Raw genomic sequence first — 12,979 nt, forward strand, 5'->3', positions numbered from 1 at the left:
GCTGCGGGCGCACGTTAAGGCGGTGCGGAACACCCGGACAATAGGCGGGTGCCGATTTTCTTGATCCGCTCTCGTATTTGTCACCGCGGAGACAAGGCCGGCGTCGGCTTTTGTCTCCGCGGAGACAGACAGCTGCGCCGACCTGCGACGGTGTGCCGCCCCGGGAACGCTACGGCCGGGTAACCTCTCGCGGCAATAGCGGATTCCGAGTTTTCCCGACAGGAAATCAAACGACCGACCATTTATCAGGCGGGAGACAGTTCTGCTTCGGAGATTGTCACCGTGGAGAGTGTGCGGCGACCCCGGCGATCGATCAGAATTGTCGACATTACGCACCGGAGAACCAAGAGGATTCGCGTCATCGCTCACCCACTTGACAGGCATTCAGACATCTCCAAAGAATCATGGGCTGCGCCATTGTTCAGCTAAGTTTCCCGCAAGTAACGTCTCGTTTCGCGGCCGAGAAATGACGGGCCGCCGGCCGCTCGACCCCCACCGCGGCCACCCCTCTGCCGGTCAATCCCCAAGGAGAGTCCCAGAGCCATGAAGAAGCCCATCAGAAAGCTCGCCGTCGTCGCCGGAGCCGCCTCGGCCGCGTTCGCCCTCGCCGTGAGCCCCGCGTCGGCGGTGGCGTCCACGGTCTGGACCGTCAGCCCCTCGCCGGCCAGCATCACCGCGGTCAACAGCGGGAACATCGTCCTCAGCGTCAACGGCATCGCCATGACGTGTACGAAGTCGAACGGTTCGGGCTCCGGACAGAGCACCACGGGCAACCCGGCGACCGTCGGCACCATCAACTCGATCGCCTTCGGCGCCAGCGGCACGCCCTGCACCAGCGTGCTGGGCCCCGTGACCACCGTCCCGACCACCCCGTGGACGATCGTGGCGCAGGACTACACCGCCTCGACGGGCGTCACCAAGGGCTACGTCGGCAACGTCGACGCCACGGTGACCGTCGGCGCCTGTGTCTTCCGCGTGACGGGCAAGGCGTCCAGCACGTACACCAACTCGACGGGCGCGCTCGCCGTCAACAGCCTCGCGGGTGAGCTCACCGTCGTCTCGTCGAGCGGCTGCGGTTCGGCCGTCCCGGTCGGCGCCAAGCCCACCTTCAAGGGCACGTACCTCTTCAAGGTGGCGGGGACCACCACCATCCCGACGATCGTCGGCTCCAACCCGTAAGGACGCAGGAACCCGCGTCCGCCCCGTCGGCGACCCCGGCCGGGCGGACGCGGGCTGTCCGCACCCTTCCGCCGGCGCCCTTCCCCCGTCGGCGCACGAACGACCCCGAGCGGAGCGACAGATGAGAGGCCCCGGGCCCACCCCCCGACCTTCCCGAATCCGCGCGCGCGGCGCGACGATCGCCGCGTTCGTGGCGCTGGCCCCCCTGCTCCCGGCGGCGGCCGTCGCCGTCGGGACGCTGAAGGTCGACACCAAGCTGCCCTACGTCTGCACCCTGCCCTCGGGACAGCAGCCCGCGACGGTACGGATCACGGCGACCTTCCCCGACCGGGCGGCCCCCGGCGAGGAGATCAGGCCCACGGACGTCACCACGACGGTGAAGCTCCCGGCCGCGCCCGACCTCACCACGTACCGGGGCTCCACGGTCCGGGCGGAGACCCGGCTCACGGTCGACGTGGCCCAGAACGAGCAGCGCGCGCAGGCCACGTGGAGCGGCACCGCGCAGTCCCTCGCAGTCCCGGCCGAGGGGCCTCTCGTGGTCATCACGACCGGCGACGTGCCGACGCTGAAGACGGACGCCCCCGGCGACCTGACCCTCACCGCCGGGGGCCTCGTCCTCGATCTCGCCCCGAGCGCGGACGCCGGCGCGCCCAGCACCCCCGCTTCCCTCTCCGTCACCTGCGTCCCCGGTCAGGACGCGGAGGGAAGGACCCCGCTCGCCACGGTCCCGGTCGGCGCAGACACCGGCACCGGGGAACCGAGCACCCCTCCCACGTCGCCGTCCGCCCCCTCGGCGCCCTCTCCCCACTTGCCGTCCTCCGGCCCTTCGTCCCCCGGCAGGACGGCCCCGGCGAGGCCGGGAACGGCGGACGGCCACGCCCCGAAGAGCCCGCGGACCGGACAGCCCGCGGGCAGGGGCAGAGGCCTGACCGTCACCGACGACAACGCGCCCGGCACCCCGGCGTCCCGGCCGGCCGCGCCGCCCTGCGTGACCGAGCAACCGACGCCCACCTCGCTGTCGGCGTACATCACCGGCTACTCCAACGTACGGAAGCTGAACGGCGCCAACATCATCCCGGTGTCCTGCGTCCTGATCGAGCAGGGGCAGCCGGAGTTCGTCATCCGGCCGGACGGAAGCATGCACCTCCTCACCCCGTCGACGGGAAAGCTCTCCTACCAGGGGCGCAAGCAGACCCCGCCGTTCCATGCCACCTTCCTGACGTTCGGTTTCGCGCCGGCCACGGCCACCATGGTCCTGGAGCAGACGGGTCCCCTGACCGTCGACTCGGACGTCCTCCTGGTCTTTCCCGACAACCTCTCGGACACGTACATCCGCGCCCGCTTCGTCCTGCGCGTCCTCGACGTCCGGGTCAACGGCACCCGGCTCGACGTCGGCCCGTCCTGCCGCACCGAGAAGCCGCTCACCTCCCCCGAGCCCGACCCCGTCAAGTACCCCGGGGACCATCTCGTACTCCTGGGCAAGGGACAGCTCATCAACGGCACGGACGCCACCGGCTACCTCCTCACCGGCGGCGGCCCGCTCACCGGCGAGGTGACCATCCCCGCCTTCAAGGGCTGCGGCGCCGGCGGCGAGAACCTCGACCGGCTCCTCACCGCTTCCATCTCGGGACCCGGCAACTACATCAAGCAGATCCAGGGCCAGACCTGCGCCGTGGGCGTCGAGGTCCCCACGGAGGGCCAGTGCACCGAGGACCGCCAGCCGTACGTGGTCCCCAGGCCCGAACGCTGAACCGCCCCACCACCAGCCGCACGCGGTCCCCAAGCCCCACGCCGAACCGCCCCACCGCCAGCCGCACGCGCTCCCCAAGCCCCACGCCGAACCGCCCCACCCTGTCCCCCTTCTCCCCCGACGGAAGGCATCCGCCATGTCCCTCGTCTCCCCCCGCACGAGACTCGCCACCCTCTCCGCGCTGACGGCGCTGGGCGCCTTCGTCTCCCTCGGCACGGCGACCGCAGCCACCCCTCAGCTGAACGGCAGCTGGGGCCCGTTCGACCGCTGCCCCGTCGACGCCCCCGCGATGCTCGCCGCCGACGGTCTCGACAAGTCGCCGCAGTGCGTGTCGTCCTCCTCGGCGAGCGGCTCCATCAAGCTCGGCAACACGACCGTCGTCACCGGGAGGACGAACCTCCAGATCGGCGTGATCCAGAACGCCGACGGCACCAACACCGTCGTCCCGCCGCCCGCCGGCTCGCTCATCGCGGACTCCGCCACCGTCCCCGGCGGCCTGCTCGGCCTGATGTGTCCGAGCGACATCCCGTTCATCACCGACATCTGCCGGCAGCTGTCCGACGCGAACCTCAACAGGATCACCGCCACCGTGGAATCCGTCGGAACGCCCTCGGACTTCGACCAGATCGCGGGCGTCCTCACCGACATGCCGATCGTGACCATCCCGGTCCGGATCCACCTGGAGAACCCGTTCCTCGGCAGCAACTGCTACATCGGGTCGAAGTCCAGCCCGATCCTCCTGCGCCCGAGCAACAAGACCGCCCCCGACTTCGCCGTCGAGCGCTACAGCGGCGACGGCACCCCGAACGACGAAGGCGACATGAGCCGCCTCAACCTCCTCGGCTCCACCCAGGCCGACACCACCTTCGCCGTCCCCGGCGCCAGCGGCTGCGGCCTCGGGCTCGGCCTGGTCAACGGCGCCGTCAACCTCAAGACGGGGCTGCCCTCCGCCGCCGGCCGCAACAGCCTCACCCTGAACAACACCCAGACCTATCTGACCGGCCTCTACGCCCCCGGAGTCCTCGCCCCCGACGCCGGAAAGATCTTCTCCCAGAACTGGCACTCGGCCGTCGGGTAACGGCCACCCAGGGGCGATTCCCGGCCTAGTCAGGCGGCACACGGGCCTCAGGACCGCCAACTCCTGCGCAAGTTGTGTACAGCACACAGCAGTTGATTTAGCTTCAGCAGTCCCCGTTGGTACGCACCTGACGGCCAAGGCGGCGCCCACCCCACGACGGCGGGCGCCGCACCGCCGCTCCCCACCGGTCGCGCAGGAGAGCAAGGGATCGGTTCCATGCCCGCAACCGCACAGTCCCCGAACATCGGCGAGCCGCTCGACCCGCTCCCCAGGGAGTTCGCCGACCTGATGAGACCGGAGATCCCGGGCCTCATCAAGGAGATCGGCATGGAGGTCCAGCGGACCTATCCCGTGTACGCCCATCTCTTCAACGGACCGCACTCGGACGCCATCCGCCAGGGCGTGGAACAGGCCCTGGCGGCCTTCGTCGAACGGGTCGCCACGCCCGGCACGAAGTCGGCCCTCCGGGACGAACTGCTGCGCAAGTTCGGCCGCGTGGAGGCCTACGAGGGCCGCGATCTCGACTCCCTGCAGGGCGCCTACCGTCTCGGGGCGCGCATCGCTCTGCGCCGGGCCAAGAGCATCGGCCGCACCTACAACCTCTCCCCCACCCTGATCCTGGCCTTCGCGGACGCCCTCTTCGCGTACGTCGAGGAGCTCGAAGCCCTCTCCCGCGAGGGCTACGTGATGGCCCAGGCCCGTGCCGTGTCCGACGCGGCGGCGCGGAGAAGACAGTTACTCCACCTCGTCGTCGCGGGTCCGCCGCTGCCCCGGGCGACGATCGCGGAGCTGTGCCAGGAGGCCTCCTGGCAGCTCCCCTCCGAGTGCACCCTGGTGGCCCTCCGCCCGCCGGTCGCCGAGCTCGTCCAGGCGGGGCTCGACCGGGACGTCCTGGCCGACCTCACCCTCCCCCAGCCGCATCTGCTCATTCCCGGGCCACTCACCCCGCAGCGCCTCGCGATGCTCGAATCGGCCCTGGCCGGCACCCCCGCCGTCGTCGGTCTGACCGTGCCGCCCGTGCAGGCCGCGCACTCCATCCGCTGGGCGCGGCGGGTGTTGCAGCTCATCGACGACGGCATCGTGGCGAACGCGCCCCTCGTGCGCTGCGAGGAGCACCTGACAACGTTGTGGCTGCTGTCCGATCCGGCCCTCACGGCGCATCTCGCCGCGCGTGAACTGGCCCCGCTCGACGCTCTGTCGGGGACACGGCGCGAGCGGCTGATCGAGACCCTGCGCGTCCACATCTCCACGCGCGCCCCCGCCGAACAGGTCGGCGAGATGCTGGGCGTACACGCCCAGACGGTCCGCTACCGCCTGCGGAACCTGGACAATCACTTCGGCGACCGGCTGCTCGACCCCGACCACCGGTTCGCCCTCGAAGCCGCCCTGCGCTCGCTGCACCTGAACGGCAGGAAGCGCGCGGACTGAGCCTCGTACACCTCCTTGCACCGCGGAAGGTCAGCCGCGGCGCCAGTCGGGGTGCACCCGGACCTCGATGTCGTCGGACGAGGCCTCCGGCGCCGGGTCGGCGGTCACGCGGACGTTCAACGGGCGGCCGCTCTCGGCCTCGACGAAGGCAAGCGGCGGACGGCCGTCCTGCAGGTACGTGTCACCCCACCGGATGAGCGACAGGAAGACCGGCAGCAGGTCCTCGCCCGCCTCGGTGAGGCGGTACTCGTCGCGGGCCCGCTTCCCCGGCTCCTGGTAGGGCGTGCGCGCCACGACCCCGGCCGACTCCAGCTGCTTGAGCGCGCGGGAGACCGAGGGCGCGGAGGTGCCGATCCTCGTCACGAAGTCCTCGAACCGGGTCGTGCCGTAGAAGCACTCCCGCACGACCATGAAGACCGTCCGGGTGCTGAGCAGGTCGAGCACCCGGCCGGCCGAGCACCCGTCGCCGATCGACCACGCGTCCCGGTTGCTCAATCGCTTCTCGAACCTCATCGCCACCCGCCCATTGTAACTAATGCTTGCGTTACTCAGCCCTGGCGTGCTTGCATCTGACTAACGAGGTCGTTATTCAGATCGGGAGTGAGTGCCGTGGTCTCTGTCGCGGGCAAGGTGGTCGTGGTGACGGGCGGGCGGCGAGGACTCGGCGCCGCGCTCGTCGACGAGGTGCTGGCACGCGGGGCGAGCAAGGTGTACTCCACCGCTCGCTCGGCGTACGTCGACGAGCGCCCACGGGTGGTGACCGCCGTGCTCGACGTCCGCTCGGCCGCATCGGTCACCGCCCTCGCGGAGCTCGCCCCGGACGCCGGGATCGTGTTCAACAACGCCGGGGTCCTGCTGCCCGCGCCGCTGCTCACGGGCGACTTCGAGCAGACGGCCGAGACGTTCGACGTCAATGTCTTCGGGCCCTTGCGGGTGGCGCGGGCGTTCGCGCCCGTCCTCGCCGCGAACGGCGGCGGAGCGCTGGTGAACATGCACTCCGTACTTTCGTGGCTGGCGGGCAGCGGAGCGTACGGGGCTTCCAAGGCCGCGGCCTGGTCACTGACGAACTCGCTCCGGCTCGAACTCGCGCCGCAGCACACGCACGTCGTCGGCGTCCACGCCGGATTCATCGACACGGACATGGTCTCCGCCCTCGACCGGAGCAAGGCGAAGCCCGCGGACGTGGCCGCGCGGATCGTCGACGGCCTGGAGGCCGGGGACGTCGAGGTGCTCGCCGACGACGTCAGCGTCACCGTGAAGTCCGCACTGTCCGGGCCCGTGGAACACCTGACCTTCTCGGCCGCCGGCTGACCTTCCCCCCCCATTCGAGGAGCTACGAACCGCCATGCCCCTGTGGACCGTTCACCACACGCCGGGGATCTTCTCCGCCGAGGAGAAGCACCGGCTCGCGTCGTCCGTCGCCGACCACTACGAGAAGGTCGGCCTGCCCCGCTTCTACGTGGTCACCCTCTTCCACGAGACCCGGCCCGAGGACTTCTACGTCGGCGGTGAGCCCACCCCGGTGGGGGTCCGCATCACCATCGACCACATCGCCCGGCGCAACCCCGACGAGGACGCGAGGCGCCGGACGGCCCGCTGGATCAGGGAGATGGTCCGCCCCCACCTCGAACGGCACGCCGGACTCCACTGGGAGTTCCACGTCGACGAGACCAGCGAGGAGCTCTGGATGATCAACGGGCTCGTTCCTCCGCCCGGCGGCTCCGACACGGAACGGCTCTGGGCGGAGGAGAACAGGGCGACCGCCTACTGATCAGCCGACCGGAACGGTGATCTCCCGCTTGAGGATCTTGCCGCTCGGCCCCAGCGGCAGCGCGTCCACGAGCCACACCCGACGCGGGTACTTGTAGGCCGCCACGCGGTCCTTGACGTACTCCCGCAGCTCCTCGGGGGTGACCTCCGTGCCCGCCCGCAGCACGACCGCGGCCGCGACCTCCTCGCCCAGCTCGGCGTGCGGGAACCCCACCACCGCGGCGAGGGCGACGGCCGGGTGCTCGTGCAGCACCTCCTCGATCTCGCGCGGGTAGACGTTGTAGCCGCCGCGGATGATCATGTCCTTCTTGCGGTCGACGACGTAGAGGTAGCCGTCCTCGTCGGCGCGGGCGAGGTCGCCGCTGCGGAGCCAGCCGTCGGGGATGGTCGCCGCCGTCTCCTCCGGCCGGTTCCAGTACCCCTTCATCAGGTTGGGTCCCCGGACGGCGAGTTCGCCGATCTCGCCGGGGGCCACGTCCTGCCCCTTCTCGTCGAGCAGCCGCACCTCGACGTCCCGGATGGGGGTGCCGATGGAGCCGGCCTTGCGCGGCCGGTCGGGGTGGTTGAACGTGACGACGGGGCTGGTCTCGGACATGCCGAAGCCTTCGAGGACGGGACAGCCGAAGCGCCGCTCGAAGCCGTGCAGGATCTCCACCGGCAGCGAGGCGCCGCCGGAGATGCACATCCGCAGCGTCGACACGTCCGCCTCCGACGGGTGCTGGAGCAGCGCCGCGTACATGGTCGGCACGCCCTCGAAGACGGTGGCGCGCTCGCGGGCGATGGCCGCCAGAACGGCCCCCGCGTCGAAGCGCGGGATGAGGACGAGCGAGGCGCCGCTGCGCACGGCCGCGCTCATGGTGCAGATCTGGCCGAAGATGTGGAACAGCGGCAGGCAGCCCACCACCACGTCCTCGGGCGACATCTGCTGGATGTGGACGCTGTTGACCTCGGTGTTGTGCCGCAGACCGCCGTGGGTGAGGACGGCGCCCTTGGGGCGGCCGGTGGTGCCGGAGGTGTACAGCACGACGGCCGTGTCCTCGTCGGCCTTCTCGGCCACCTCGGCCAGCGGCTCGTGCGCGGCGAGCGTCGCCGCGAACGCGGCGGGTTCGACGGCCGTGTGCGCCACCCCCGCGGCGGCCGCTCCCTGAGCGCCCTCGCCCGGCGCCTGATGCCACTCGAAGAGCCGCACCGCCCCCGAGTCGGCGAGGTGGAACTCGGTCTCCCGGGTCTTGAGGAGCGGGTTCATCGGCACGACGAAAGCGCCGACGCGCAGGATGGCGTAGTACAGCACGACGAACTCGGGAACGTTCGGCAGCATCAGCGCGACCCGGTCCATGGGCCGGACGCCCTGCGACCTGAGCAGGGCGGCGGCGCGGGCACTGCGCTCGTCCAGCTCCGCATAGGTGATGACCTGCTCCCCCAGGCGCAGCGCGGGGCGCTCGGGCTGCCGCGCAGCCGTCTCCACGAGGAACCCTGCCAGATTGGCCATGACCCGCCTCCGTTACACGGCATCGCCGAATGTTTACATCGTCGACATCTTGCAGCGGTACGCGGGCTCCGGCCTATGGCCGGTGCGACAACGCAGGACCTTCCGGATTGTCCCTGGCCACAAGAAGACGGCGCTAAGCTGCGGGAATGATCCTTTCGGGTGTGGCGGCGACGCTTCAGGCAGGGCTTCCGGAACTGGGTGAGCGCATGGCGCTGCGCATCCGTGCGGAGGTCGAGGCGTACGAGGACGAGACGCTGATCCCGCTGGACTCCCTGCGCCGCTCCTGCACCGCCAACGCGGACCTGATCCTCACCCACCTGCGTGTCGGAGGCACCCCGGACGCGAGCTCGGCCCGCGAAACCGGACGGCTCCGGGCGGAGCAGGGAGTACCGCTGGCGGACACGCTGCACGCGTACCGGATCGGCTCGCAGCTGCTGTGGACGGAGATCCTCGCCGAGGCCCGCAGCCGCCCAGAGATCTCCGACGGCCTCCTGCTGTCGGAGTCGACGGAGTTCTGGGCCCTGTCCGGTCTGTACGCCGAGTCGGTGGCGGTCGCCTACCGGGAGACGGCCGCGGAACTCACCTCACAGGGCCAGGCACGGCGATCCGCTCTGGTGGAGGCCCTGTTCACCGGGATCGTCACCGACCGCACGCTGTGGGAGACCGCGCGCGAACTGGAGCTGCCCGAGCACGGGCCGTACGCGGTCGCCGCGGCGAAGGCCGGCGCTCCCGGCGAGGAACCGCTCACCGGAGCGGAGGCCGCGCTGCGCCAGGCGAACCTGCCGTCCGCGTGGCGGCTGCTGCCGGACCAGCAGCTCGCCCTGATCGCCCTGCCCACGGAAGGGGCGGAGACCACGTGTCTGCGCATCCTGCGCCGGACGCGCGCCCGCGTGGGCTTCAGTCCGGCCTTCCCGTCGCTGCGGGACACTCCGCAGGCCCTGCGCTTCGCCCGTCTCGCCCTGGCCGGGCTCGAAGGGACCGGCCCCGGTGTGGCCCGCTTCGACGACAATCCGCTGGCCATGGTCGTCGCCGCGGCTCCGGCCGAGGCCGCGCACCTGATGGAGGTGGTGCTCCGGCCGGTGCTCGATCTCCCGGCGGCCGAACGATCGCGGCTGCTGCGCACCCTGGAGCACTGGTTCGCCGCCGCCGGCTCGGCCGCCGCCGCGGCCCGGAGCCTCTTCGTCCACCCGAACACCGTGCGCTACCGCCTGCGGCGCGTGGAGGAGCTGACGGGCCGCTCCCTCTCCGACCCGCGCGCGGCCGCGGACATCGGCGCGGCACTCCTCGCGGTCCGCAATCCGAAGGCCGATTGAGCCGGGGCACGACCGCTGCGCCCTTCCACCGACGTTGGGTCACTCCACCGACGTCGAGCCCTTCCACGGCAGGTTGCTTCCTTCCACGGCCGGTCGCTTCCTTCCACGGCCGGTCGCGTCGTTCCGGGCCGGTTGCGTCATTCCACGTCGATGATGTGCATCGCGGCTTCCTCGGCGGAGGCGGCGCCGCCGTCGATGCCGACGTCCCGGGCGTTCAGTTCGTGGCTGATCGGTCTCGTTCCCTCGTCCTCGGACATCAGCCGGCCCGCGCGCCGGCCGCCGACCTGGTCGTCCAGGAGCTCCCCGTCGGTGTCCGACGTGTCGCCGAGACCGTCGCCGTCGAGGGGAGGGAGCTCGGGCTCCTCTTCCGCCAGGCGCTCGTCGAGGGATTCGCCGCGCTGCCGTTCGGCCGCGGTCTCCCCCGTGTGCTCGACCCCGAGGGGCCGCTCCGGTGGGGAGTACCCCGCGTCGAGCGGGTCGCCGCCCGGTCCCTCGAGGGTGTCCTCGTAGTCCAGGACGCCCGCGTCGTCCTGGACCTCGGTGCCGTCGGGCTGGTAGACGTCATCGCCCCACGTTTCCGTATCGGTCATGTGGAACTCCGTTCCTCACCAGGTCCACGACGGCTCTCGCCCGCTTCACTCCTCCCGCTGGAAGTCGGCCTCCGCCCGCTCGTCGTCGCGGTCGGACTGGGCCTGTGCGTACAGGTCGTGCACGAAACTGCGAGCGGCCTCCGGCGAGATGCCGGGGCCGAGCCGGAGCAACCGACCCGTCCACGGGCCGAGCGGGTCTTCGGGTTCGGTCATGACGCCTCCTGAGAGGGAGTGCGGTCGATACCGGCCGTATCGGATGCGTGGCGGGTCGAGAGGGGGACGGCGGGACGCCTTCGACGGGCGTCGAATCCCTGTTCTCCCTTCCATGGTCCCCGCCTGCGATGCAAACGCAACCGGATGCAGCGGCTAGTCCACCCAGCGCTCCAGCAGTTCCTCGCGCTGCGAGGTGCGAGGCGACCCGCCCTCCCACGAGCGCCCCCACTCGGCCATCGCCGCCAGCGTCGTGGCCATCGTCGCGGCGCCCTCCGTGAGGCGGGACAGGAGGGCACGGGAGAGGTCGACCTCGGTCGGGGAGTAGCCGACGGCCGCGGCCACGTAGGCCTTCAGCTCGTGCGTGCCGTCGGCCGACTCCAGGCCCAGCGTCATCGTCGGCGGGGCCTCTCCCGTGCGGCCCGGACCCAGGGTCATGGCCAGGTTCATCACCACGTCCAGGGCGACATCCGTGACGACGCCGACCTGCCGCTTCAAGGACTTCACGGGGACGTCCGCCACCGTCAGGGCATGGACGTCCTCCCACAGGTGGAGACCGGACTGTCCCTCGCCGAGGGCGACCACACCTTCGGGGGTGAGGCGTACGCCGGGCGCCATACCGGACGGCTTGGCGCCCACGTACACATCGCCCTCGGCGATCCAGAACAGGCCCACCATGGCCATGGCTTGCTCACTTCCCCCGACGGCGCGTCCAGCCGCCGCGTCACACATCGAACGATCAGGTCGCTCTCCATGACGCGCGCGAGGGTGGGGAGGTTCCCTCAACGGCTCGTGGACAGCCAGGCACGGTAGCCGCGGAGGGCCACCCTCTGCTTCCGGTACTCGGAGACGAGGGCGATCGCCGGGTGCGTACCGGGCCTGGGCTCGCTGCCACGGGCGAGGCGGCGCATCTGGTGGCGGACCTGCGCCATCCCGGCGGCCGCGGCGAGGGTCTTGTCCGACCAGGTCACCGGAGCGAGCTGCCGCTCGGCCTCGCGGTCGCTCCTCCAGCGGTCGGGCAGATCCGGGGTGACGGCGAGGGCGGTGCCCATCCCGACGACGGCGACGCCGCTGTCGAGGACCCGCTCGGCCGTGGCGCGCCGGGTGATGCCGCCGGTGAGCATCAGCGGGAGCGGGCTGGTCTTCACCAGATCCTCGGCCAGGTCGAGGAAGTAGGCCTCGCGGGCCCGGGTACGGTCGTCGGCTGGACGGGCACCGGTCCCCCGGCTCTCGGTAGGACGCCCGCCCGGCTTCTGGCCCTCGGCGGGACGCCCGCCCGGCTTCAGGCCCTCGGCCGGACGCCCGGACATCGCCGGGCTTTCGTAGCTGCCGCCGGAGAGTTCGACCAGGTCCACGCCGAGCGGGGCGAGCAGCTCGATCACCTGCCGTGCGTCGTCGGCTTCGAAGCCGCCACGCTGGAAGTCGGCGGAGTTGAGCTTCACCGCGACCGCGAAGGACGGCGAGACGGCAGCGCGGACCGCGCGGACGACGTCCAGGAGCATCCGGGCCCGGTTCTCCAGGGACCCGCCCCACCGGTCGGTCCGCCTGTTGACGAGCGGGGAGAGGAACTGGGACAGCAGATAGCCGTGCGCGGCGTGGATCTCGACCCCGTCGAAGCCCGCCTGCTCGGCGCGGCCGGCCGTGACGGCGAACCGGGCCACGGTGTCCTCGATCTGCTGCGCCGTCATGGCGGTCGGCCGGCCGAAACGGCCGCTGTGCCTGCCCAGGTCGACGGCGACGTCGGACGGGCCCCACACGACGCCGGGCATGTCGGAGGCCACCTGGCGGCCGGGGTGGTTGATCTGCATCCAGACCGCGCCGCCGCCGGACTTCCCGGCCTCGGCCCACTCGGCGAAGGGCTCCAGCGGCGCGTGCTCGTCGAGTACGACTCCGCCGGGGCCGGTCAGCGCCTCGGCGTGCACCATCACGTTGCCGGTGATGAGCAGCCCGGTGCCGCCGGCGGCCCATCGGCGGTAGAGGGTCAGCAGCCGCCGCTCGGGGAGCTGGCCGTCGCCGGCCATGTTCTCCTCCATGGCCGCCTTCGCGATGCGGTTGCGCAGTATCTGCCCCGAGCGCAGGGGCAGCGGCGAGAACAGCTCACTGGTCATCCCGGTTCCTTCTTCCTTCCCCCTCGCCTACGATGTATGCACCACAAACATTAAGCCCCGATGT

The 12,979-nt window shown here is 71.2% G+C and carries 13 protein-coding genes; 7 read left to right on the forward strand and 6 right to left on the reverse strand.

Annotated features, from left to right (window positions below):
* Window positions 1-543: 543 nt before the first annotated feature.
* The 4 genes from ABT041_RS05430 to ABT041_RS05445 all read left to right on the forward strand — a co-directional run bounded on the left by ABT041_RS05430 (window position 544) and on the right by ABT041_RS05445 (window position 5,435).
* Window positions 544-1,179 (forward strand): hypothetical protein, encoded by a 636-nt coding sequence (locus tag ABT041_RS05430; RefSeq protein ID WP_351179348.1) that lies wholly within the window; start codon window positions 544-546, stop codon window positions 1,177-1,179.
* Between the two features lie 190 nt (window positions 1,180-1,369).
* Window positions 1,370-2,929 (forward strand): DUF6801 domain-containing protein, encoded by a 1,560-nt coding sequence (locus tag ABT041_RS05435; RefSeq protein ID WP_351179351.1) that lies wholly within the window; start codon window positions 1,370-1,372, stop codon window positions 2,927-2,929.
* Window positions 2,930-3,065: 136 nt separating this feature from the next.
* Window positions 3,066-4,007, forward strand: coding sequence for a hypothetical protein (locus ABT041_RS05440; protein ID WP_351179354.1), 942 nt, complete (start codon window positions 3,066-3,068; stop codon window positions 4,005-4,007).
* A 216-nt stretch (window positions 4,008-4,223) separates the two neighbouring features.
* Entirely contained in the window at window positions 4,224-5,435 is a 1,212-nt protein-coding gene (locus tag ABT041_RS05445) for a PucR family transcriptional regulator (protein WP_351179357.1), read from the forward strand.
* Window positions 5,436-5,465: 30 nt separating this feature from the next.
* Here the strand turns inward: ABT041_RS05445 and ABT041_RS05450 are convergent, their stop codons facing one another.
* Window positions 5,466-5,948 carry a winged helix-turn-helix transcriptional regulator gene (locus ABT041_RS05450; protein WP_351180008.1) on the reverse strand — a complete coding sequence of 161 codons (483 nt, stop codon included), beginning with the start codon at window positions 5,946-5,948 and terminating at the stop codon, window positions 5,466-5,468.
* 96 nt (window positions 5,949-6,044) lie between these two features.
* Between ABT041_RS05450 and ABT041_RS05455 the strand changes: the two genes are divergently transcribed.
* Both ABT041_RS05455 and ABT041_RS05460 read left to right on the forward strand, forming a co-directional pair.
* A complete protein-coding gene (locus ABT041_RS05455) occupies window positions 6,045-6,746 on the forward strand; it encodes an SDR family oxidoreductase (RefSeq protein WP_351179360.1) in 702 nt (233 codons plus the stop codon).
* Between the two features lie 34 nt (window positions 6,747-6,780).
* The gene (locus tag ABT041_RS05460) at window positions 6,781-7,206 is read left to right on the forward strand and encodes a tautomerase family protein (protein WP_351179363.1); all 426 of its coding nucleotides are present in this window, start codon (window positions 6,781-6,783) and stop codon (window positions 7,204-7,206) included.
* Here the strand turns inward: ABT041_RS05460 and ABT041_RS05465 are convergent, their stop codons facing one another.
* Window positions 7,207-8,694 carry a long-chain-fatty-acid--CoA ligase gene (locus tag ABT041_RS05465; protein WP_351179366.1) on the reverse strand — a complete coding sequence of 496 codons (1,488 nt, stop codon included), beginning with the start codon at window positions 8,692-8,694 and terminating at the stop codon, window positions 7,207-7,209.
* A gap of 161 nt (window positions 8,695-8,855) precedes the next feature.
* On the opposite strand from ABT041_RS05465, the gene ABT041_RS05470 reads away from it, so the two are divergent.
* A complete protein-coding gene (locus tag ABT041_RS05470) occupies window positions 8,856-10,007 on the forward strand; it encodes a PucR family transcriptional regulator (RefSeq protein WP_502976391.1) in 1,152 nt (383 codons plus the stop codon).
* Window positions 10,008-10,144: 137 nt separating this feature from the next.
* Here ABT041_RS05470 and ABT041_RS05475 read toward each other — a convergent pair whose 3' ends face one another.
* The 4 genes from ABT041_RS05475 to ABT041_RS05490 form a co-directional block, all read right to left on the reverse strand.
* Window positions 10,145-10,597 carry a DUF5709 domain-containing protein gene (locus ABT041_RS05475; RefSeq protein WP_351179372.1) on the reverse strand — a complete coding sequence of 151 codons (453 nt, stop codon included), beginning with the start codon at window positions 10,595-10,597 and terminating at the stop codon, window positions 10,145-10,147.
* Window positions 10,598-10,642: 45 nt separating this feature from the next.
* Entirely contained in the window at window positions 10,643-10,810 is a 168-nt protein-coding gene (locus ABT041_RS05480) for a hypothetical protein (protein ID WP_351179375.1), read from the reverse strand.
* A 153-nt stretch (window positions 10,811-10,963) separates the two neighbouring features.
* A complete protein-coding gene (locus ABT041_RS05485; RefSeq protein ID WP_351179378.1) occupies window positions 10,964-11,491 on the reverse strand; it encodes a hypothetical protein in 528 nt (175 codons plus the stop codon).
* A gap of 98 nt (window positions 11,492-11,589) precedes the next feature.
* On the reverse strand, window positions 11,590-12,915 hold the full coding sequence (locus ABT041_RS05490; protein ID WP_351179381.1) for an NADH:flavin oxidoreductase/NADH oxidase family protein: 1,326 nt from the start codon (window positions 12,913-12,915) through the stop codon (window positions 11,590-11,592).
* Window positions 12,916-12,979: the final 64 nt, after the last annotated feature.

This window comes from Streptomyces sp. NPDC002825, assembly GCF_040295385.1.
Taxonomy (GTDB): domain Bacteria; phylum Actinomycetota; class Actinomycetes; order Streptomycetales; family Streptomycetaceae; genus Streptomyces.

Bases quoted from the DNA above. Each gene is read 5' to 3' on its own strand.
- ABT041_RS05430 (WP_351179348.1), top strand. From the start codon at position 544: ATGAAGAAGCCCATCAGAAAGCTCGCCGTCGTCGCCGGAGCCGCCTCG.
- ABT041_RS05440 (WP_351179354.1), top strand. From the start codon at position 3,066: ATGTCCCTCGTCTCCCCCCGCACGAGACTCGCCACCCTCTCCGCGCTG.
- ABT041_RS05445 (WP_351179357.1), top strand. From the start codon at position 4,224: ATGCCCGCAACCGCACAGTCCCCGAACATCGGCGAGCCGCTCGACCCG.
- ABT041_RS05450 (WP_351180008.1), bottom strand. From the start codon at position 5,948: ATGAGGTTCGAGAAGCGATTGAGCAACCGGGACGCGTGGTCGATCGGC.
- ABT041_RS05460 (WP_351179363.1), top strand. From the start codon at position 6,781: ATGCCCCTGTGGACCGTTCACCACACGCCGGGGATCTTCTCCGCCGAG.
- ABT041_RS05465 (WP_351179366.1), bottom strand. From the start codon at position 8,694: ATGGCCAATCTGGCAGGGTTCCTCGTGGAGACGGCTGCGCGGCAGCCC.
- ABT041_RS05475 (WP_351179372.1), bottom strand. From the start codon at position 10,597: ATGACCGATACGGAAACGTGGGGCGATGACGTCTACCAGCCCGACGGC.
- ABT041_RS05480 (WP_351179375.1), bottom strand. From the start codon at position 10,810: ATGACCGAACCCGAAGACCCGCTCGGCCCGTGGACGGGTCGGTTGCTC.
- ABT041_RS05485 (WP_351179378.1), bottom strand. From the start codon at position 11,491: ATGGCCATGGTGGGCCTGTTCTGGATCGCCGAGGGCGATGTGTACGTG.
- ABT041_RS05490 (WP_351179381.1), bottom strand. From the start codon at position 12,915: ATGACCAGTGAGCTGTTCTCGCCGCTGCCCCTGCGCTCGGGGCAGATA.